18 protein-coding genes and 1 pseudogene are annotated in these 19,298 nt (G+C 74.3%); 15 read left to right on the top strand and 4 right to left on the bottom strand.

Going from position 1 to position 19,298, the window contains the following annotated elements; genetic code table 11:
• The first annotated feature begins 23 nt into the window (after positions 1–23).
• The 8 genes from ACZ7BZ_RS20765 (at position 24) to ACZ7BZ_RS20730 (ending at position 11,480) form a co-directional block, all read left to right on the top strand.
• Positions 24–1,142 carry a pyridoxal-phosphate-dependent aminotransferase family protein gene (locus ACZ7BZ_RS20765; protein WP_470359535.1) on the top strand — a complete coding sequence of 373 codons (1,119 nt, stop codon included), beginning with the start codon at positions 24–26 and terminating at the stop codon, positions 1,140–1,142.
• Between the two features lie 48 nt (positions 1,143–1,190).
• Positions 1,191–3,410 (top strand): FAD/NAD(P)-binding protein, encoded by a 2,220-nt coding sequence (locus tag ACZ7BZ_RS20760; RefSeq protein WP_470359534.1) that lies wholly within the window; start codon positions 1,191–1,193, stop codon positions 3,408–3,410.
• A 1-nt stretch (position 3,411) separates the two neighbouring features.
• Positions 3,412–4,113, top strand: a complete 702-nt coding sequence (locus ACZ7BZ_RS20755) for a maleylpyruvate isomerase family mycothiol-dependent enzyme (RefSeq protein WP_470359533.1) — start codon at positions 3,412–3,414, stop codon at positions 4,111–4,113.
• A gap of 114 nt (positions 4,114–4,227) precedes the next feature.
• Entirely contained in the window at positions 4,228–4,869 is a 642-nt protein-coding gene (gene phzG, locus ACZ7BZ_RS20750; RefSeq protein WP_470359532.1) for a phenazine biosynthesis FMN-dependent oxidase PhzG, read from the top strand.
• Positions 4,866–6,110 carry a condensation domain-containing protein gene (locus ACZ7BZ_RS20745; protein WP_470359531.1) on the top strand — a complete coding sequence of 415 codons (1,245 nt, stop codon included), beginning with the start codon at positions 4,866–4,868 and terminating at the stop codon, positions 6,108–6,110. The genes phzG and ACZ7BZ_RS20745 overlap by 4 nt, the downstream gene beginning before the upstream one ends.
• Before the next feature lie 41 nt (positions 6,111–6,151).
• Entirely contained in the window at positions 6,152–8,632 is a 2,481-nt protein-coding gene (locus ACZ7BZ_RS20740) for an ATP-grasp domain-containing protein (RefSeq protein ID WP_470359530.1), read from the top strand.
• Positions 8,629–9,927: an MFS transporter gene (locus ACZ7BZ_RS20735; protein WP_470359529.1), complete on the top strand. Its 1,299-nt coding sequence runs from the start codon at positions 8,629–8,631 to the stop codon at positions 9,925–9,927. Before ACZ7BZ_RS20740 ends, ACZ7BZ_RS20735 begins: the two co-directional genes overlap by 4 nt.
• A gap of 332 nt (positions 9,928–10,259) precedes the next feature.
• Entirely contained in the window at positions 10,260–11,480 is a 1,221-nt protein-coding gene (locus ACZ7BZ_RS20730) for a helix-turn-helix domain-containing protein (RefSeq protein WP_470359528.1), read from the top strand.
• A 117-nt stretch (positions 11,481–11,597) separates the two neighbouring features.
• Here ACZ7BZ_RS20730 and ACZ7BZ_RS20725 read toward each other — a convergent pair whose 3' ends face one another.
• The 3 genes from ACZ7BZ_RS20725 to ACZ7BZ_RS20715 form a co-directional block, all read right to left on the bottom strand.
• Positions 11,598–12,068, bottom strand: coding sequence for an ATP-binding protein (locus ACZ7BZ_RS20725; RefSeq protein WP_470359527.1), 471 nt, complete (start codon positions 12,066–12,068; stop codon positions 11,598–11,600).
• 113 nt (positions 12,069–12,181) lie between these two features.
• On the bottom strand, positions 12,182–12,625 hold the full coding sequence (locus tag ACZ7BZ_RS20720) for an STAS domain-containing protein (RefSeq protein ID WP_470359526.1): 444 nt from the start codon (positions 12,623–12,625) through the stop codon (positions 12,182–12,184).
• 161 nt (positions 12,626–12,786) lie between these two features.
• Complete coding sequence (locus ACZ7BZ_RS20715) at positions 12,787–13,749, bottom strand: RNA polymerase sigma factor SigF (protein WP_470359525.1); 963 nt, start codon at positions 13,747–13,749, stop codon at positions 12,787–12,789.
• Between the two features lie 249 nt (positions 13,750–13,998).
• Between ACZ7BZ_RS20715 and ACZ7BZ_RS20710 the strand changes: the two genes are divergently transcribed.
• The 6 genes from ACZ7BZ_RS20710 (at position 13,999) to ACZ7BZ_RS20685 (ending at position 17,864) form a co-directional block, all read left to right on the top strand.
• Complete coding sequence (locus ACZ7BZ_RS20710) at positions 13,999–14,442, top strand: SRPBCC family protein (protein WP_470359524.1); 444 nt, start codon at positions 13,999–14,001, stop codon at positions 14,440–14,442.
• Positions 14,443–14,540: 98 nt separating this feature from the next.
• Positions 14,541–14,909: a PRC-barrel domain-containing protein gene (locus ACZ7BZ_RS20705; RefSeq protein ID WP_470359523.1), complete on the top strand. Its 369-nt coding sequence runs from the start codon at positions 14,541–14,543 to the stop codon at positions 14,907–14,909.
• Positions 14,910–15,067: 158 nt separating this feature from the next.
• On the top strand, positions 15,068–15,463 hold the full coding sequence (locus tag ACZ7BZ_RS20700) for an SsgA family sporulation/cell division regulator (RefSeq protein ID WP_470359522.1): 396 nt from the start codon (positions 15,068–15,070) through the stop codon (positions 15,461–15,463).
• A 93-nt stretch (positions 15,464–15,556) separates the two neighbouring features.
• Positions 15,557–15,778 carry a hypothetical protein gene (locus ACZ7BZ_RS20695; protein ID WP_465748668.1) on the top strand — a complete coding sequence of 74 codons (222 nt, stop codon included), beginning with the start codon at positions 15,557–15,559 and terminating at the stop codon, positions 15,776–15,778.
• Positions 15,779–15,844: 66 nt separating this feature from the next.
• On the top strand, positions 15,845–16,969 hold the full coding sequence (locus ACZ7BZ_RS20690; protein WP_470359521.1) for a mechanosensitive ion channel family protein: 1,125 nt from the start codon (positions 15,845–15,847) through the stop codon (positions 16,967–16,969).
• A gap of 61 nt (positions 16,970–17,030) precedes the next feature.
• The gene (locus ACZ7BZ_RS20685; RefSeq protein ID WP_470359520.1) at positions 17,031–17,864 is read left to right on the top strand and encodes an ATP-grasp domain-containing protein; all 834 of its coding nucleotides are present in this window, start codon (positions 17,031–17,033) and stop codon (positions 17,862–17,864) included.
• Here ACZ7BZ_RS20685 and ACZ7BZ_RS20680 read toward each other — a convergent pair.
• Positions 17,827–18,717 (bottom strand): NAD-dependent protein deacetylase, encoded by an 891-nt coding sequence (locus ACZ7BZ_RS20680; protein WP_470359519.1) that lies wholly within the window; start codon positions 18,715–18,717, stop codon positions 17,827–17,829. The two genes, ACZ7BZ_RS20685 and ACZ7BZ_RS20680, sit on opposite strands and share 38 nt — an antisense overlap.
• 370 nt (positions 18,718–19,087) lie before the next feature.
• On the opposite strand from ACZ7BZ_RS20680, the pseudogene ACZ7BZ_RS20675 reads away from it, so the two are divergent.
• A pseudogene (locus ACZ7BZ_RS20675) lies at positions 19,088–19,298 on the top strand (N-acetylglucosamine-6-phosphate deacetylase); the annotation flags it as partial.

Below are 19,298 nucleotides of genomic sequence, written 5' to 3'. Positions count from 1 at the left end.
CTTCCCCTTCCGGAGAGTCCAGCATGACCACCGCCACCCCCACCGACCGCCTGGTGCTGCTCAACCCGGGCCCGGTCAACGTCCACGAGTCCGTCCGCGCCGCCATGGCCTCCCCCGACCAGTGCCACCGTGAGCCCGAGGCCGCCGCGCTGATGCGGCGGGTGCGCGACAAGGCCACCCGGATCAGCGGCGGCACCGAGCAGCACACCAGCGTGCTGCTGGCCGGCTCCGGCACCGCGGCCCTGGAGGCCGCCTTCTCCTCGATCGTCCCGGCCGACGGCCGCATCCTGATCCTCGACAACGGCAACTACGGCGAGCGGCTGTGGCGCATCGTCGACGTGCACGGCATCCCGCACACCCGGCTGGAGTTCGGCTGGTGCAACCCGATCGACCCGGAGGCCGTCGGGCGGGCGCTCGAAGCCGACCCCTCGATCACCCACGTCGGCCTGGTCCACCACGAGACCAGCACCGGCCAGCTCAACCCGCTGCGCGAGATCGGCGCGGTCGTCGCCGCGCACGGCCGCCAGCTGGCCGTCGACGCCATCAGCAGCCTCGGCTCGGAGGAGCTGGACCTGGTGGCCGACCACATCGACTGGTGCGTGGGGACCGCCAACAAGTGCCTGGAGGGCCTGCCCGGGGTCAGCTTCGTGACCGCCCGCCGGGACCGCCTGGACGCCCTGGTCGACGTCCGGCCGCACACCTTCTACCTCGACCTGTACGGGCACTACGCCTCCCAGGACCGCAAGGACGCACCGCTGTTCACCCCCGCGCTGCAGGTCATGACCGCGCTGGAGGAGGCCCTGGACCGCTCCCTCGCCGAGGGCGTCGCCGCCCGCGGCCGGCGCTACAGCGCCCTCGCCGAGCGGATCCGCACCGGGCTGGCCGCCCGCGGCCTGCGCTTCCTGCTCCCCGCCGACCAGTGCGCCAACTCCGTCACCAACGTGTTCGTGCCCGAGGGCATGAGCTATCAGCAGCTCCACGACGGGCTGAAGGCCGAGGGCTACGTCGTCTACTCCACCCAGGAGCAGCTGGTCGGCGTCTTCCGGGTCGCCAACATGGGCCAGCTCACCGAGGGCGACATCGACGGCTTCCTCGCCGCCTTCGACCGGGTCGTCGCCCAGCACACCGCCATCACGGTCTGACGGCCGCCCTCCCCCGCCCCGCTCACCGCCCCCACCAGGAGGGACCTCATGTCCACCGTCAGCCTCGCCATCGTCGGCGCGGGCCCGAGCTGCACCTACGTGCTCGACCGGCTCGCCGCGACCGCGCGCGCCGCCACCGGCCCGCTCCGGCTCGACATCCACGTCTTCGACCGCTCCGGCGCCTTCGGCGCGGGCCAGGTGCACAGCCCCGACCAGCCGGTCACCAGCTTCCTCAACCGCATCGTCGGGCAGGTCTCCTTCGCCGCGGACGAGTCCGTGGTCGACGCCGGGCCGCTGCTCGCCAAGGAGGACCGGCCGACCCTGCTGGAGTGGTGCCGCACCCGCTACGAGGCCACCGGCGAGAAGGTCTTCGACGTCGCCGCCGAGGACTGGCCCAAGCGCTACGTCCACGGCCTCGCGCTGCGCGACCAGTTCGAGCGCTACGTCGCCATCCTGCGCGGGATCCCGGGCGTCGAGGTGCACCTGCGCGGGGCCGAGGTCCAGGACCTCGCGGAGCTGCCCGACGGCCGACTGGCGGTCCTCGGCGCGGACGGCGAGCACCTGGTGGACGCCGACAACGTCCTGATGCTCACCGGCCACTCCTCCAACGACCCGCTGCGCTACCCCCGGCAGGCCGACTGGGCCCGCTTCGCCGACCGCACCGCGGCCGCCTTCGTGCCGTCCGCCTACCCGCTGGAGCGCGCCTTCGCGCCCGGCCAGGCCGGCCCCGACGCCACCGTCGGCTGCGTCGGCATGGGCCTGACCGGCATCGACGTCATCCTCCACCTCACCGAGGGCCGCGGCGGCGTCTTCACCGAGCGGGCCGACGGCACCCTGCGCTACCAGGCCTCGGGCCGCGAGCCGCGCTCCATCGTGCTGTTCAGCCGGGCCGGGCTGTTCACCTTCGCCCGGCCGTACAACGCCAAGGAGCAGAACCCGGAGGAGCTGGAGCACCGCGGGGTGTTCCTCACCGACGACGCCGTGCACCGGCTGCGCGCCGCCGTCGGCACCCCGGCCGTGATCGGCGGTGTGGAGCAGCGCCAGCTCGACTTCCGCGCCCAGGTCTTCCCGCTGGTCATCCTGGAGATGGCCCAGCTGTACTACACGACGCTGCTCGGACCGGAGTTCGGCACCCACCTGCGGGCGGCCGCCGAGCCCGAGTACCGGGCCTTCCTCGCCGACGGCGGGCGCGGCGCCGGCTCCGAGGAGGCCGTGCGCCGGCTGCTGGCGCCGGTGGAGCTGCTGGTGGCGGACGCGGTCGCGACCCTCGACCCGGTGCTGGCCGGCGACCTCTCCCTCGCCGAGGCCAAGGACCGCCCGTGGAGCGTCGAGCAGGCGCTGGCACGCCACCTGGCGGTGGTGTTCGGCCCGGAGCCGGCCGCCGAGCTGCTCACCCACCTGGACGACCCGGCCGGGTTCGCGGCCGCGGTGGCCGCCGCCGTGTCGCCCTGGCGCCACGGCACCACGGTGGACGCCAACCGGTTCTCCTGGGAGCGCACGATCCGCCCGATCGCCCGCGACGGCTTCGGCACCCCGGAGGAGTACCGCGAGCGCTTCCTCGACTTCCTGGACGTCGACCACCGCTGGGCCGCGCAGAACAACCTGATGAACCCGGCCAAGGCGGCCGCCGACGGTGTCTGGCGCGACCTGCGCGACACCCTGGCCACCGCCGTGGACTTCGGCGGCCTGCACGCCGCCTCCCACCGGGAGTTCCTCGACGTCTTCATGCGCCACCACAACCGGCTGTGCAACGGCGCCGCTCTGGAGGTGATGGAGAAGATCCGCGCCCTGATCGAGCACGGCCTGGTCGACATCTCGGCCGGACCGGACGCCGCGGTCGAACTGGACGAGGAGCGCGGGGCCTTCGTGGTGCGCGGCCCGCTCACCGGCGCCGAACTGCCGGTCGACATCCTGGTGGACTCCCGGGTCCACCCCTTCGACGCCGAGAACGACGTGCTGCCGCTCTACCCGAACCTGCTGCGCCGCGGACTGGTCCGCAAGTGGAGCAACCCCGGGGCCGGCACCGCCGACTTCGCGCCGGGCGGCCTCGACCTCACCGAGGACTTCCACCCGGTGCGCGCCGACGGCGGCGTGGACCGCCGGCTGACGCTGCTCGGCCCGCCGAGCGAGGGCGTGATGTTCTTCCAGCTGGGCGCGCTGCGGCCGAACCAGAACCACCACGTGATGCAGGACATCCTGCGCTGGCTCCGGGAGTTCTGGGCCCAGGCCGACGCCCGCTCCGCGGTGCCCGCCCAGGCAGGGCGCTGACATGGCGGACCAGGAGCAGACCCGGCGGCTGGCCGGGATCACCACCACCCACCGGGAGCTGCGGGCCCGGGCCCGCGACCTGGACGAGCCCGGTGTACGCGCGGCCACCGCCCTTCCGGGCTGGAGCCGGGCCCATGTGCTCACCCACCTGGGCGACCTGGCGCGGGCGTTGGCCCGGCAGGCCCGCTGCGCCCGGCAGGGCCGGGTGGTCGAGGTCTACGACGGCGGCCGCCCGGCCCGCGACGCCGCCATCGAGCAGGGCGCCCCGCGTCCGGCCGACCAGCTGGTCCGGGCGCTGGAGGACGGCCTCGACCAGTTGGCGGAGGCCTGGGCGCAGCTCGGCCCCGAGGACTGGCAACTCCCCTGCGGCTACCGGGACTCCCCGCTGCTGGCCACCCAGCTGTGCTGGTGGCGCGAGGTGCACATCCACTTCGCGGACCTGGACGTGGGCTACCGCAGCGACGACTGGGGCCCGGAGCTGTCCCACCACCTGGTGGACTACCTGCTGCCCCGGCTGCCGGCCGCGCGGACGACCGTCCTGGTGGCCGGGCCGGACCGCTGGTCCTACGGCGACGGCGCCCCCACCACCGTGAGCGGCACCCCCACCACGCTGGCGGCCTGGCTCGCCGGCCGGCCGGCCGCGGCGCTGCCGCGCGCCTACGGCGCCGGGGACGCCCTGCCCGAGCTGGGTCCCTGGCCCTAGGGCGTCCGGCAGGATCCGCTGGACAGGCCCCGGCCTGGCCCCCGTCGGGGGCGCCCACGCACCGGGCGCCCCCTCCCCCGCCCGAACCACCAACGACCTTGGAGTGCACCGGACATGACCGAACCAGCGCAGACGCTCAGCGGCGACACCAGCCTGGTGCTGCCGGAGTTCGACGCCCCGCCGCGGGAGCCCGCCGGCCTGCTGCGGCAGTGGCTGGACACCGCCGTGGCACGCGGGGTGCGGGAACCCCACGCGGCGGTCCTGGCCACCGCCGACCCCACCGGGCGGGTGTCCGGCCGGGTGCTGCTGGTGAAGGAACTGGACGAGCACGGGCTGCTGTTCACCAGCTTCCGGGGCAGCCGCAAGGGCCAGGACCTGGCCGCCAACCCCTGGGCCTCGCTGACCTTCTACTGGCGCGAGACGCTCCAGCAGATCACCGTCCAGGGGCCGGTGGAGGAGCTCACCGCGGCGCAGTCCGACGAGCTGTTCGCCCGCCGCCCGCAGGCCGCCCGGGCCACCACCGCGGTGTCCCGGCAGAGCCGTCCGCTCGCCGACGAGGCCGAACTGCGTGCCCGAGCCGAGGCGTTGGTCGCCGAGGGCGCCGAGGTGCCGCGCCCGGCGGACTGGACCGGCTACCGGCTGCGGCCGCAGGCCGTCGAGTTCTGGTACGGCAGCCCGGACCGGCTGCACCGGCGGCTGCGCTACGACCGCCCCGCCGACGGCGGCGCCTGGACGTACGGACGGCTCCAGCCGTGACCGGGCCCGGCGACGCGACCGACTCCGGTCCGCTCTCGCACGGCCAGCTGTCGGTCTGGCGGGACATCGAGGCACTGCCGTACGAGCGGTGGCACGAGGCGAACACCTGGGCGCACTGGCGGGTGCCGGCGGGCGCCGGGGTCGAGCAGGTCCACGCCGCCCTGCGCGGGCTGGGGGTGCGCCACCCGTCGCTGCGCACCCTCTACCGGGTGGACGGCCGGGAGGTCGAGCAGCGGCCGCGGCCCTTCGGGGACGGCGTCGAGCTGACCGCCGGGGAGGGCGGACCGGGCGACCTGGACGGCCTGACCGCCGAACTCCTGGCCCGGCCCTTCGCGTTGGGCCGGGAGTTCGGCTGGCGGGCCCGGATCGTCACGGCCGGCGGCCGCCCGACGGACGTCCTGCTGGTCAAGCACCACATCACCGCCGACGGCTGGTGCGACGCCCTGCTGGAACAGGACTTCCGCGCCCTGCTGGCCGACGCCGACGACCCGGCACCGGCCGTCGGACCGCTGGAACTCGCCCGCTGGCAGCACTCCGACGCCCGCGCCCGGGCCCGGGAGTCCGCCGCCGCCCACTGGCGGAAGGTCTACGGCAGCGGCGCCACGGGCTTCCCGGTCCGCGGCGAGGACGGCTTCCTCCAGTGCGCCCTGCGCTCCGGCCCGGCCCTGGCCGGCGCCCGGGCACTGGCCGAGCGGACCGGCAGCGCGCTGTCCGGCGTGGTGCTGGCCGCCTACACCCTGGCCGTCGCCCGAGTGGCCGGCCTCGGGCACCTGGTGGCCCAGCTGATGTTCTCCAACCGGGTCCACCGGGACTGGCGGGCCGTCGTCACCTCGATGAACCAGTGGGTGGCGGCCGACCTCCCGGTCGGCACCGACCTCACGGAGCACATCGCCCGGGTCAACGCCGCCACCTGGCGCGCCTACCGGCACGGCATGTACGACGTCGACACCAGCGCCGCCCTGCGCGAGCGGGCGCCCGCCCCGTACGAGGCCACCTGCGCGTACAACTTCCTCGCGCTGGACGGCCTCTCGACCACCGACGCCCGGGCCGCCGAGGCCGCCCGGGAGCAACTCGTCTGGGAAACGCCCTTCTCGACCATCGGGCACGGCTGCTACCTGCGCGCCGTCGACGAGGGCGGCGACGCGCTGGCGCTGCGGCTGCGCACCCGCGGCATCCCCCGGGACACCGCGGCCGAACTCGTCACCACGATCCACACCCTTCTCGTGTCCGGTCTCTCCTGACCGGCGCGGCCACCAGCACCCGAGGCCCCTTGGAGGGGACAGTGCCAGACCACGTCATCGTCATCCACCGGTGGAGCGACCGGTACGCCGACTACGCCTCCTACCTCGACCACGGCGCCCACCGGGTCAGTTACGTCACGACCCCGCGGGCGGCCGAGGGGCTGCCCGCGGACGCCGCCGCGGTCCGCACCGTCGCCAGCACGGAGCACGGCAAGGAGGTGCGGGCCGCGGTCGCCGCCCTGACGGAGGAGTTCGGCCTGCCCACCCGGGTGATCGCCCTGCACGAGGTCGACCTCGACCTGGCCACCGAGTTGCGCGAGGAGCTGGGTGTCGAGGGCGAGCACACCGCGGACCTCGCGCCGTTCCGCGACAAGCTGGTGATGGCCGAGCGGCTGGCCGCGGCGGGCGTCCCGGTCCCGGCCACCGCCCCCGCCCCGGACCACGCCGCCGTCCGGGCCTTCGCCGCCGAGCACGGCTGGCCGGTCCTGGTGAAGCCGGTGCGCGGCACCGCGAGCGCCGGGGTGACCCGGCTCGGCTCGGCCGCCGAACTGGAGGCCTACGCCTTCGCACCGGACACCCCGATGCTGGTCCAGCCCTACCTGCCGCACACCGTGCTGCACGTCGACGGCGTGGCCACCGGGGACGGCCCGGGCGTCTGGCGGGCATCCCGCTACCTGAACACCTGTCTGGAGTTCACCGCGGGCACCGCCCTCGGCTCGGTGGAGGTCGACGACCCCGTCCTGCTGGCCGCCGTCGGGGAGTTCACCGGGCGGGTCACTCGGGCGCTGTCCGACCGGGCGTGGGTGTTCCACCTGGAGCTGTTCCTGTCCGGCCCGGCCGAGGCGCCCGAGCTGCAGTTCCTGGAGGTCGGGGCCCGACCGGGCGGCGCCGAGATCCCGTTCCTGTGGCGGGAGGTGCACGGCCAGGACCTGATGGCCGCCGCCTTCGCCCTCCAGGCCGGCACCCCGCTGCCCGCCTGGGTGCGGCCGGACGCCGCCGCCGAGGCCCCGGCGGAGCGCGGCGGCTGGCTGCTGGTGCCCACCCCCGCGGGCCGGCCCTGCCGGGTGGTCGCGGCCGGCTCCCGGCTCGGCACGGCGCCCGGCCCGTACGTGGAGCGCCTGCCCGAGCCCGGCCGGACGCTCACCGACCTGCCCGGCTACGAGCACTCGGGTGCCCGCTTCCGCTTCCGGGGCGCCACCACGGCCGAGGTCGAGGCGGCCGTCCGGGCCGTCACCGCGGACCTCGACTTCCGCTGCGCCCCGCTCGACCCCGGGGCCCCCGACCACGTCGTGATCGTCGGCAACGGCAACCGGCCCTACCGGGAGTACGCCTTCGCCGCCGCGGCCCAGCGCACCGGGATCTCGCTGGTCGCCGACACCGAGCCGAGCTGGCAGGAGCACTACCTCAGCGGGTACCGCCCGGCCCCGCACACCGACCTGACGGCCACCACCCGGGCCGTCGCCGAGCTGGCCGGCCGGGCGGCGGGCCGGGTCGGGGTGTTCACCTGGAACGAGTCCATGGTGGAGACCACCGCGCTGGTCGCCGAGCGGCTCGGGCTGGTGCACATGTCCGCGGCGGCCGTGCGCAACTGCCGCGACAAGCTGGCCACCCGCCGGCTGATGGCCGCGGCCGGGCTGCCCGCCGTGCGCTTCGCCCACGTCGCCGGCCGGGAGCAGGCCCTGCGGGAGGCCGAACGGATCGGCTACCCGGTGGTGGTGAAGCCCCGTTCGCTCGCGGGCAGCGTCGGCGTGGTGATCGCCCAGGACGAGCGGGAGCTGCGCGCGGTCTACCACCACGCCTCGGACGCGGCGTTCCCCGGGCTCGACCCGCTCGACGGCCTGGTGCTGGAGGAGTTCCTGTCCGGCCCGGAGATCAGCGTCGACTCGGTGGTGCGCGACGGTGAGGTGCGGCTGGTGAACGTCGCCCGCAAGCGGCTCGGCTTCGACCCCTTCTTCGAGGAGGTCGGGCACCTCGTCTCGCCGTGGCGCGACGAGCCGTGGGCGGACGCGGTCACCGAGCTGGTGGTCGAGACCCACCGGGTGCTGGGCGTGGGGGTCGGCGTCACCCACGCCGAGATCCGGCTCACCCCGGCCGGGCCCCGGCTGGTGGAACTCAACTGCCGCCTCGGCGGCGACTACATCCCGCTGCTCGGCCACCTCGCCACCGGGGTGGACCTGACCGCCGCCGCGGTGGACCTCTCGCTCGGCGACGCCCCCGACCTGCGGCCGACCCGGGACGTCTGCGCCGAGGTGCGCTTCCTCTACCCGCCCCAGGACTGCCTGGTGCGCTCGGTGGACGTCTCGGCGGCGGCCGCGGTGCCGGGAGTCACCCACGCCCTGCCGCTCGCCACCGACGGGACGACGCTGCGGCTGCCGCCGCACGGCGTGGTGCCGCGGCTCGCGGCGCTGATCGTCACCGGGAGCAGCCCCGAGGAGTGCGCCGCCGTCCTGGACACCGCGGCGGCCCTGGTCACCACCCGGACCGAGCCGCTGCCGGCGATCGACGGCGGGGAGGCCCGATGAACGGGATCCAGCGCGCCCTGCGCCGGGTGCTGGCCGGCTACGCCCTGCCGTCCCGGGAGGGGCGGATCATCGCGGCGGCGGTCGCGATCTACGCCTCCGGCAGCGGCCTCTACCTGGCCGGCGGCACGGTGTTCTTCGTCAGCGGCGTCGGCCTGAGCGTGGCCCAGGTCGGCACCGGGCTGACCATCGCCGGGCTGGTCGGCTTCGTCACCACCGTGCCGGTGTGCATGCTCGCCAAGCGGTTCGGGGCGCTGCGGCTGCTGCGCATGCTGCAGGTCTGGCGGGCGGTCTGGTTCGCGGCGCTCGCCTTCGCCGGCGACGTCTACACCTTCACCCTCTTCGCCTCCCTGTTCGCCGTCTCCCAGGGCCCGGTCTCGCCGACCACCCAGCTGGTGGTGAGCGCGGTCGCGGGCGAGGCCGACCGGACCCGCACCTTCGCCGTGATGCGCTCGGTGTCCAACGTGGGCATGTCCGTCGGCGCGCTGGCCGCCGCGCCGTTCCTGGGCGCCGCCGAGGTGTGGCTGGCGCGGGCGGTGCTGCTGATCGGCAGCCTCTCCTGCCTCGGCGCCGCCTGGCTGCTCGGCCGGCTGGACGTCGACACCGGCACCGCCGCCCCCGACCGCAAGGCGCCGTGGCGCAGCGGGCTGCTCTCGGTCTGCCGGGACCGCCGCTACACCGCGCTGACCGTGCTGAACGGTGTCCTGTTCCTGCACACCGTGCTGCTGGGCGTGGGCCTGCCGCTGTGGGTCGTCGACGACACCGACGCGCCGGCCGGGCTGCTGAGCGCACTGGTGACGGTCAACACCGTCCTGGCGGTCACCCTGCAGGTGCACGTCGCCGGGCGGGTGAGCACCTCGGCCCAGGGCACCCGGACGCTGCGCAACGCGGGCCTGGCGCTGGCCGCGTTCAGCCTGGTGCTCGCCCTCTCCGCGCACACCGGCGGGTGGCTGACGGTGGCCCTGCTGCTGGTGTCCGCCGTGCTGCTCACCTTCGGCGAGCTGCTCCAGGCCGCGGGCAGCTGGGAGCTGTCGTACCGTCACGCGCCCGAGGCGCGCCGTACCGAGTACCTGTCGGTGTTCAGCCTCGGCGCCGCGGCGGTGGGCATCGTGGGGCCGGCCCTGCTGGCCGCGGTGGTGAGCTGGGGGACGACGGGGCTGCTCGGGCTCGGGGTGGTCTTCCTGCTGGCCTCGGCGGCGGTCACGGTGGTCGGGCGGCGCCTGGCCGCCGCGGAGGAGCGCCGGCAGTCCGCAGAGGCGCCGGAAGAGGCGCCGGCCGGGGCCGTGGAGGCGCACTGAGCGCAGGCGCGCCGATCGACGGCCGGCCGTTGCCGGACTGGCAAGTCTGGCAACGGCCGGCTCGGTCGTAAATCCTTTAGTGATCATCAGGATGGCGAAAGAAGTTGTAGGTCACCCCGCCATGACTCCGCTCGGCCGGACGGTTCCCCGGCGGGCAAGTCCTCGCCACTGTGACCAGATATCAATTCCACTCCCGACGATCTGGTCAAATATTGCCAAAAGCGCCTGCGGTATGGCACCTTACGCTGAAGGGGCAGGCCATTTCGGCGCTGCCCCTGAGCTGTCCCCCGGCAGCCATCATCCGCGAATCGATTTCGTCCACTGGAGTGGAAGTGCCAGAGCAGCCTGGCTTCGGTCGGCGCCTGCGTCACCTGCGGCAACAACAGGGCAAGTCGCAGGTCGATCTGACCGGCCCCGGCATGTCGGCGGCCTATCTGTCCCGTCTCGAATCCGGCGCCCGGCGCCCGACGGACCGGGCGGTCGCCTACCTCGCCGACCGGCTCGGCGTCCCGGTCGAGGCCTTCGACGAACCGTTCGAGGACAGACTCACCGACGTGGTCGCCATGGTCGGCACGCTCACCCCGGCCGAGTTCGACCCCGAGGTCAGCCTGCTGCTCGCCGAGGCCATGAAGTCGGCCGACGAGATCGACCCCATGACCCGCTGGCACGCCCTGGCTCAACTGGCGCGCAGCCACGAGGCGGTGGGCGAGTTCCGGCGGCAACTGGAGACCCTGCGCGAGCTGGTCGGACTGAGCAACGAGCTCAACCGTCCCGCCCTCCAGGTCCGCGCCCACGTGGCCCTGGCCCGCTGCGCCCGCGGGCTCGGCGAGACCGGGCTGGCCCGGGAGACCGCCCGCACCGCCCTGAGCCTCGGCGAGCAGTACCCGCTGGCCGTGTCGCCCGCCGACCGGGTCCGCAGCACGCTCGTCCTGGTCTCCACCGAGGCCGAACTCGGTGACCTCGGCGCGGCCGCCCGGCTGAGCGAGCAGGTGTGCGCCTCGCTCCCGCGCAGGCGCGGCGCGCTGGCCGCGGAGGCGCTCTGGACCGCGGCCACCGTGAGCACCCGGCAGGGCGACTACGCGCGCGCCTCGGACCTCCTGCTGGAGGCGCTGGCCGCGATCGACAGCAGCACCGACCTGATGCTGTGGATGCGCCTGCGCCTGGCCGCCGCCTCCCTGTCGATGCAGGCGACGCCGGCCCGGCTGAGCGAGGCCGAGTCCTTCCTGGAGAGCCTCGAACCCGCGCTGCGGCTCATCGGCGCCCCGCGCCACCTGGAGGAATTCCTCTTCCTCAAGCTCAAGCTCGCCTTCCAGCGGGGCGACCTCGACTCCGCCGGAGAACTGATCCAGCAGGTTCGGGCCGGTCTGCAACTGCTCTCCCACCGGGACCAGATCCGATTCGAGGTCCTGTCGGAGATCCTGGCGATCCGGACCGGCGACCGCTCCGCCGCGGCCCGCCTCAAGCAGTTCGCGGAACGGGTCCAGGCGGAAAACGCGCCGGACCTGGCGGCGGAAGTGTGGCGGATGGTGGCCGAGAACGCATTGGGTTCCTGACCCGGTATTTCGCTGTTATTTCCATGACGGTCACCGGAACGTAACAATCCATTTCCAGTGGACGGCGCTCAGCCCGCCGAGGCGGCGTGCGCGGCGTCGGGAAGTGTCAGACACGCCCTAGGGTCCGGGCCGCGCCGGCCGGGCGTCGATCTCGGCCCAGACCGTCTTGCCGTCGTCGTGCGGCACCGCTCCCCAGCGGGTGGCGGCCTTCTGGACGATGAACAGCCCGTGCCCGCCCGGCACGCCCGGGCGGTGCGGGCGGCGCGGCTCGGGCAGGTCGGCCGAGCGGTCACTGACCTCGACCCGCAGCCGGGCCTCGGAGGCGTCCAGGACGAGGTCGACCGGGCCGCCGGCGTGCAGCATGGCGTTGGCGACCAGTTCGGCGACCAACAGCACGATGTCGTCCTCGGCGCCGGCCCCGCTCATCGGCCAGGACCAGTCGGCGACGGCCTGCGCGGTGTACGCCCGGGCGCGGGCGACGGGCTTGGGCAACCCGGCCAGGTGCAGCCGCCGGCGCTGCCCGCCGGGCGGCAGGGTGGGGCCGGTGCCCGGCCGGTCGCCGTCCAGGGTGGCCCGGCTCGTCGTCATGTGCGGGATCCCCTTCGGTTCCGGCGCGCTCGGTGACGGCGCTCTGTTCCGCTTCGTCTGCTCGGTTTCCCGACCACTGCCGAATTATGCGTGCCCTCGGCCGACCGTGGTGGTCACCGGGGTGCGGCGAGGGCGGCCTCCGCGGACGGGTGGAGCTCGAACACGGCGTCGGTGCAGGTCAGTTCCAGCAGCCGCTGGACGGTGCCGGAGGGCGCCGCGAGCCGGAAGACGACCTCCGCCTCGGCGGCCGACATCCGGGTCTGCAGCAGCAGGTTCAGTCCGGAGGAGTCGCAGAAGTCGACCCGGGCGAGGTCGACGACGAGCAACGGCGGCTGCTGCTCCACCAGTTCGTCGAGGGCGGCCCGGGCGGGTGCCAGGGTCTCGATGTCGAGGTCGCCCGCCAGCACGCAGACGGCGGCCCGGGTGTCGGTGTGCCAGGTGTGCACGACCAGGTCGGGCCCGGGCGGGGTGACCGTCCGGGAGGGGTCGGCGGGGGCGGTGGTCGGCGGCACGGTCACGGACTCGTTCTCTGCGGGCATCGTCTTCTCGGCTGGCATCGTCGTCGTGTTCCCTCCACGGGTGTGCTCCACGAGCCTACGCACGCCACCCGGCCCAGGGCCAGGCCGTGGGCCCGGCGGCCCGGGCCGCGGGTGACGTGCGCGGCGTCGTGGGTGACGTGCGCGGCGTCGTGGGTGCTCCTGGTGGCCGTGCGGCCGGGTCAGCCGGCGGTGAGGTCCGCGCGCAGGCTCTTCAGGGTGCGGCTGAGCAGACGGGAGACGTGCATCTGGGACAGGCCGAGACGGGCGCCGATCTGGGACTGGGTGAGTTCCTCGCCGAAGCGCAGGGACAGGATCAGCCGGTCGCGTTCCGGCAGGGCGGCGACCAGCGGCTTGAGGACGATCAGGTTCTCCAGGGTGTCGAACCGCGGATCCTCCGCACCGAGCCGCTGGGCGAGCGGGCCCGGATCCTCCTCGCCGTCGGTGGTCGGGGCGTCCAGGGAGCCGGCGATGTGGCCGTTGGCGGCCGCGAGCCCCTCGACCACCTCCTCCTCCGTCAGGTCGAGGTGTGCGGCCAGCTCCGGCACGGTGGGCGAGCGGCCCAGACGCTGGAAGAGCACGTCGCGAGCCTTGGCGAGGGTGATGCGCAGCTCCTGGAGGCGGCGCGGCACGTGCACCGCCCAGGTGGAGTCGCGGAAGTGCCGGCGGATCTCGCCCAGGATCGTCGGCAGCGCGAAGGTGACGAACTCCGCGCCGTGGTCGGGGTCGAAGCGGTCGATCGCCTTGATCAGGCCGACCGAGCCGACCTGCATCAGGTCCTCCTCGGGCTCCCTGCGGTTGCCGACCCGGCGGATCGCGAACCGCACCAGCGACAGGTTGAGTTCGATCAGCGTGGCCCGCACGTACGAGTACGCGCGGGTGCCCTCCTCCAGGGTCGCGAGCCGGGCCAGCAGCACCCGGGTCAGCTCGCGCGCGTCACCGGGCGCGACCTGCCGCGGGTCCTCGATGCCTGCGAGTTCCGGCAGCTCGGGGTGCCCCGGGAGCCCCGGGAGCCCGTGGTGTTCCTGGTGTTCATGGTGTTCATGGACGGCGGCCCGGTGGGCGCCGGACGCGTCGACCGTCGAGGCCTCGTCCGGAGCCGGGGCTGTCACGCGGTGGAGGAGTTCGTCACTGGTCGTGGCCATGTCGGTCCTTTCCCCTCGGCGTACGGTCCGTCCCCGGGTACCCGCCGTGGCGGGTTCCATGCCGGTTCCCCTTGTGAGGGTTACGTGAACGAACGACCCCGACGGCAGCGTGGCGCCGCCTGCCGCCTCGCGTCCGCCGTACGCCGTACGCCGTGCATGCCGTGCACGCCATGCATGCCGGGCCGGGATCGGGGCACCCGAAGCCGGTAACAGGACGACGGAGCCGAGGAGGAGAAGGAGAACCGGACGATGGGACGGATCGAGGAATCGGTCGAGATAGCCGCGCCGCTCGGCGAGGTCTACCGGCACTGGGTGCACTGCGAGGACTTCCCGCAGTTCATGCGCGGCGTGGTCAGCGTGGACGTCTCCGGCGGCGGCCACAGCAGCTGGGTGGTCGAAACCGCGGGCGGCCGACGGGAGTTCCGGGCCGTGACCACGGAGGTGGTGGAGGACGAGCGGGTCGCCTGGGACGGCGCGGGCGGCCCGGTGCGGCACAGCGGTGTGGTGACCTTCCACCACGTCGGCGAGGGCACCACCCGGGTGATGCTCCAACTGGAGGTCGAACCCCACGGGCTCTGGGCGCACCTCGCCGAGGCGCTCGGCTTCGTGGACCGCCGGGTCATCGACGACCTCAACGACTTCAAGCACCACGTCGAGCGGAACGGCGGAGCGGACGCCGATCCGGGGGCATGAACCCCGGCATCGGGGGCAGCCGAGCCGTTACCGGACCAGACGAGACGAGACGAGACGAGACGAGACGAGACGAACGGACGAGACGAACGGAGGCAGTCATGACCGAGCGCCACAACATCTGGGAGTTCCGCACCACCGCCGGGCACACCGCCGGCACCGACCTCGTCGGCTTCCACGTCGAGGCCACCGACGGCGCGATCGGCAAGGTCGACAAGCTGTCCGAGGAGGTCGACGAGCAGTACCTGGTCGTCGACACCGGGCCCTGGATCTTCGGCCGCCGGGTCCTGCTCCCGGCCGGCACCGTGACCCGCATCGAGATCGCCGAACGCAAGGTCTACGTGGACCGGACCAGGGACGAGATCAAGCACAGCCCCGACCTCGACGACGGCGGGCCCGAGCAGGAGGCCGACACCCGCGGACGCTTCGGGCCCTACTACGACCCGTTCTACGGCGGCCGGATCCTCTGACCGGGCAGCCGGAGGACGCGCCGGGAGACCGGACCCGACAGACCGACAGGCAGCAGAGAGCGACAAGCACCACAGAGCGACAGGCAGCACAGACGGACGGGCCGGGACGAGCTGCGGCCGCCCCCGCCCGAAGGAACCCGGGAAAGGGGAACCCCTCCATGGAACGTCTCACCACCCGGATCACCATGCGACTGATGACCGGCGACGAACGCAGCCGGGACCTGGACGTCCACTGGTCCTACCACGCCGACGAACCCCACGCGGCGGAGCTGGACTTCACCTCCTACCAGCCGAACGCGGTGTGGTCGCTCTCTCGCGACCTGCTGCTCGCCGGCCTGCACGGGCCCGCCGGCGAGGGGGACGTCCACGTCACGCCGTTCGACGACACCAGCGTGCTGATAGCCCTCGCCGGCGAGGAGGGCGTGGCCCTGCTCGCCGCCTCCACCGAGGAGGTCGCCGACTTCCTGGCCGCCACCACGCGGCTCGTCCCGCCGGGGCAGGAGCACGACCGGATCGACTGGGACCGCGGCCTGAAGGAACTGCTGGCCGCGTGACCGCGCACCGCGTCACACCAGCACGCGAAACCGCACCACGCGCCACACCGCACCACGCGCGAAACCGCACCGCACTGAGAGGAGTGCTCCCCGATGACCACCGCCCCCGCCCAGCCCGGCCTGCCGCCTCCGGCCCCGGAACCCCCGGCGCCGCCGCGCCCGGCCCAGCCGTCCGGCCCGCCCCTGGTGCCCGATCCGCCGCCACCGCCCGGCTCGCCGGTGCCCCCGCCGGCCCCGCGGCCCGCCCCCGGACCGGTCCCCGAGCCGGCCACCCCGCACCCGGGGCGGCCCCACCCGGTCGAGCCGCCCGACTAGCACCTCGACGCCTCGCCCCCCGACCCCCGACCCCCGTAACGGAAAGCGGAAAGGAGACGGCAGGACATGTGGTGGAGCCTGCTCCGCCTCGCCGTCGTCGGCGTCGCGGCCGCCCTCCTCACCTTCGGCCTCGACCGGGCCGTCCAGCTGGTGGCCCGACGGCTGTCCGTCCCGTGGGGCGGGGCCGGCGACGTCCCGGACGTGCTGCGCCGCTGCCGCCACCCGGTGCTGGCGCTGACCGCCTGCCTGCTGCTCTCCGCGGCCCAGCCGTGGATAGCCGCCCCGTCCGCCGTCCGCGACGGGCTGCGGCACCTGGCGGTGATCCTGGCGATCACCGCCGGCGGCTGGCTGTGCGGCCGGCTGGTGGCGATCCTGGTGGACGGCGCCGCCCGGCTGGCCGTGTACCGCCGCGAGCCGGCCTGGGCGGGCCGGGCCCGTACCCAGGCCAGTCTGCTCGGGCGGATCTGCCAGGCGGTGGTGGCCGTGGTGACGCTGGGCGCCGTGTTGATGACCTTCCCCGCGGTGCGCGGGGTCGGCACCAGCCTGCTGGCCTCCGCCGGACTGGTCGGCGTGGTGGCGGGCGTGGCGGCGCAGAGCACCCTCGCCAACCTGTTCGCCGGGGTGCAGCTGGCCTTCGGGGACCTCGCCCGGATCGGCGACGTCGTGGTGGTGGCCGGCGAATGGGGGACGGTCGAGGAGATCACCCTGACCACCGTGGTGATCGAGACCTGGGACCAGCGGCGGCTGATGATGCCGATGTCCTACTTCGTCGGGCGCCCGTTCGAGAACTGGTCCCGCCGCTCCAGCCGGATAACCGGCACCGCGCTGCTCCACCTCGACCACCACGCGCCGATCGGGCTGCTACGCGGGGAGTTCGAGGACTACCTGGCCAAGAGCGACCTGTGGGACGGCCAGGGCAGCGCACTCCAGGTGGTCGACACCACCCCCACCACCATCGTGGTCCGGGTGCTGGCAACGGCGGCTGACGGCAGCGACGCCTTCGAACTCCGCTGCCGGCTGCGCGAGCACCTCATCGGCTACCTGCGCGACCAGCACCCCTACGCCCTGCCCCGCCTCCCCGTCGCGGAGGCGCCCGTGCGGCGGCCGGACGGCCGGGACCACCCCCGCACCCCCCGGCCGCCGCACGGGCGCCGCACGGCCTCCGGCCCGCGCCCTGAGGATCCACCCTGAGGACGCCTGTGTGCCCGCCCGCACAGTAGGCTGAGCTGCTCAGATGATCTTCAGGAGAGTCATGACCAGCACCCGCCCCCGCGTCCTGTTCGTCACCGACCTCGCCTACCAGGCGCGGGGCCGGCGCTACTGCGACGAGGACATCCGGCTCTCCAGCCTCCTGCGCGAGGACTTCGACGTCGCCCTCTGCCACCCGCTGGACGCCGTCCGACTGCTGGACGCCTTCGACGTGGTGCTCGTCCGCAACAGCGGCCCGGTGCTCAACTACCGCGCCGAGTACGAGGAGTTCCGCAGCCGGGCGCTGGAGTGCGGAGCGCGGGTGTACACCCAGCTGACCGGGCGCGCCGACATGGCCGGCAAGCAGTACCTGCTCGACCTCACCGCCGCCGGCTACTCCGTCATCCCCACCGTCGACCGCGCCGAGGACCTCCACCGGCTGCCCGTGGTGCCCGAGTACGTCGTCAAGCCGAAGCTCGGCGCCGACTCCATCGGCCTGCGGACCGTACCGCGCGAGCAGCTCGACACCGTCGCGTACGGCGAGGACGTCCTGGTCCAGCCGTTGATCCCGTTCACCTACGAGGTCTCGTTCTACTTCGTCGACGACGCCTTCCAGTACGCCCTGCACGCCCCCGACCCCGAGCAGCGCTGGCGCCTCGAACCGTACCGCCCCAGCGCCGCCGACCTGGAGTTCGCCCAGCGCTTCATCGCCTGGAACACCGTCGAGCACGGCATCCAGCGGGTGGACGCCTGCCGCACTCCCGAGGGCGGACTCCTCCTGGTCGAGCTGGAGGACCTCAACCCCTACCTCTCCCTCGACCTGGTCGACCAGGCCACCCGGGACCGGTTCACCGCCGCCCTCAAGGCCTCCCTGCACACCCTCGCCAGTCGGCCCTGACCAGCCGGGCCGCCTCCGTCAGCACCGCACCCAGCGGCAGGCCGATCCGCGCCGCGGCCAGCTCGTCCCCACGGGTCGCGCCCTGGTTGACGATCACCACCGGCGTGCCCGCGCGGGCCGCCCGGCGGACGAACCGCAGCCCCGACAGCACCGTGAGCGAGGAGCCCAGCACCACCAACGCCTGCGCCGCGTCCACGAGTTCGAAGCAGCGCTGGACCCGGGGCTTCGGCACGCTCTCGCCGAAGAAGACCACGTCCGGCTTGAGCACTCCCCCGCACACCGCACAGGCGGCCACTCGGAAACCCGCCACCAGCTCCGGCGCCAACTCGGCGTCGCCGTCCGGGTTGACCCGTGCCGCGCCGTCCCGGAAGCCGGCGTTCAGCTCCTCCAGCCGCCGGTCCAGCTCCATCCGCGAGCCGGTCCGGCGGCACCCCAGGCACACCACCCGGTGCAGCCCGCCGTGCAGTTCCACCGCCGTCCGGGTGCCGGCCGCGCGGTGCAGGCCGTCCACGTTCTGGGTGATCACCGCCGACACGTGCCCCGAGCGCCGCAGCCGCTCCACCGCCCGGTGCCCGGCGTTGGGCTCGGCCCCCGCGATCGCCCGCCACCCGACGTGGCTGCGCGCCCAGTACCGCTGCCGGGCCGCCGCGCTCCCGGTGAACTCCTGGAAGGTCATCGGCACCCCGCGCCGCCGACCGCCCGTCTCGCCCCGGTAGTCCGGGATTCCGGACTCCGTCGACAACCCGGCCCCGCTGAGCACCACCACCCCCCGCCCGGCCAGCAGCCGCACCAGCACCGCCAGGCCGGCCGCATCGGCCGCCGTGCCGCCGGGAGTCGTCGCGAGCGCACCCATGCCGTCCAGGGTAGGACCGGGCCGCGCGCGAGTGCGAGGCGCAGGGCCGAGGCGCAGGGCGCCGAGGACGGCGTCCGGCTCCGCCGGCAGCCCGGCGGCGGTCACGCGGAGCCCCCCGCAGACGGGTGTGTGGGCGGCGTCCCGGCGCTGGTGCTCGGCCGCCGTACGGACGTGCCGGCCTGGAACGCCCTCGGGCACGCACTGCTGGCCACGAGTCCGGGGCTGGGCCCCGGGCTGGGTCCGGGCAGCGGGACCGGCGGGAGACGGCTCCGAGTCGTTCATTCGTGCACCAGGACTGATAGATCATGCTCAATCATGCTTATAATCAGCCAGATTCGCTCATCTATGAGCATTCCCCGAGGAGGCCGCGATCGCCACCGACCGCATCACGCTGTCCGGCGCCCGGCTCGTCCTGCCCGGCGGCGTCGTCGAGGGCGGGCGCCTCGCCGTCGAGGGCCCCCGCATCGCGACCATCGCGAGTGGAGGGAGCGAGCCCGGCGACCTCGACCTGACCGGCCACACCGTCGTCCCCGGCTTCGTCGACCTGCACGTCCACGGCGGCGGCGGCGCCTCCTACGCCT

It is taken from the genome of Kitasatospora sp. NPDC036934, assembly GCF_055608425.1.
This window is presented reverse-complemented; position numbering and strand designations above follow the sequence as displayed.

Bases quoted from the DNA above. Each gene is read 5' to 3' on its own strand.
- ACZ7BZ_RS20720 (WP_470359526.1), bottom strand. From the start codon at position 12,625: ATGCCAGCCGAGAAGACGATGCCCGCAGAGAACGAGTCCGTGACCGTG.
- ACZ7BZ_RS20735 (WP_470359529.1), top strand. From the start codon at position 8,629: ATGAACGGGATCCAGCGCGCCCTGCGCCGGGTGCTGGCCGGCTACGCC.
- ACZ7BZ_RS20715 (WP_470359525.1), bottom strand. From the start codon at position 13,749: ATGGCCACGACCAGTGACGAACTCCTCCACCGCGTGACAGCCCCGGCT.
- ACZ7BZ_RS20695 (WP_465748668.1), top strand. From the start codon at position 15,557: ATGACCACCGCCCCCGCCCAGCCCGGCCTGCCGCCTCCGGCCCCGGAA.
- ACZ7BZ_RS20710 (WP_470359524.1), top strand. From the start codon at position 13,999: ATGGGACGGATCGAGGAATCGGTCGAGATAGCCGCGCCGCTCGGCGAG.
- phzG (WP_470359532.1), top strand. From the start codon at position 4,228: ATGACCGAACCAGCGCAGACGCTCAGCGGCGACACCAGCCTGGTGCTG.
- ACZ7BZ_RS20690 (WP_470359521.1), top strand. From the start codon at position 15,845: ATGTGGTGGAGCCTGCTCCGCCTCGCCGTCGTCGGCGTCGCGGCCGCC.
- ACZ7BZ_RS20685 (WP_470359520.1), top strand. From the start codon at position 17,031: ATGACCAGCACCCGCCCCCGCGTCCTGTTCGTCACCGACCTCGCCTAC.
- ACZ7BZ_RS20725 (WP_470359527.1), bottom strand. From the start codon at position 12,068: ATGACGACGAGCCGGGCCACCCTGGACGGCGACCGGCCGGGCACCGGC.
- ACZ7BZ_RS20705 (WP_470359523.1), top strand. From the start codon at position 14,541: ATGACCGAGCGCCACAACATCTGGGAGTTCCGCACCACCGCCGGGCAC.
- ACZ7BZ_RS20765 (WP_470359535.1), top strand. From the start codon at position 24: ATGACCACCGCCACCCCCACCGACCGCCTGGTGCTGCTCAACCCGGGC.
- ACZ7BZ_RS20755 (WP_470359533.1), top strand. From the start codon at position 3,412: ATGGCGGACCAGGAGCAGACCCGGCGGCTGGCCGGGATCACCACCACC.
- ACZ7BZ_RS20760 (WP_470359534.1), top strand. From the start codon at position 1,191: ATGTCCACCGTCAGCCTCGCCATCGTCGGCGCGGGCCCGAGCTGCACC.
- ACZ7BZ_RS20680 (WP_470359519.1), bottom strand. From the start codon at position 18,717: ATGGGTGCGCTCGCGACGACTCCCGGCGGCACGGCGGCCGATGCGGCC.
- ACZ7BZ_RS20700 (WP_470359522.1), top strand. From the start codon at position 15,068: ATGGAACGTCTCACCACCCGGATCACCATGCGACTGATGACCGGCGAC.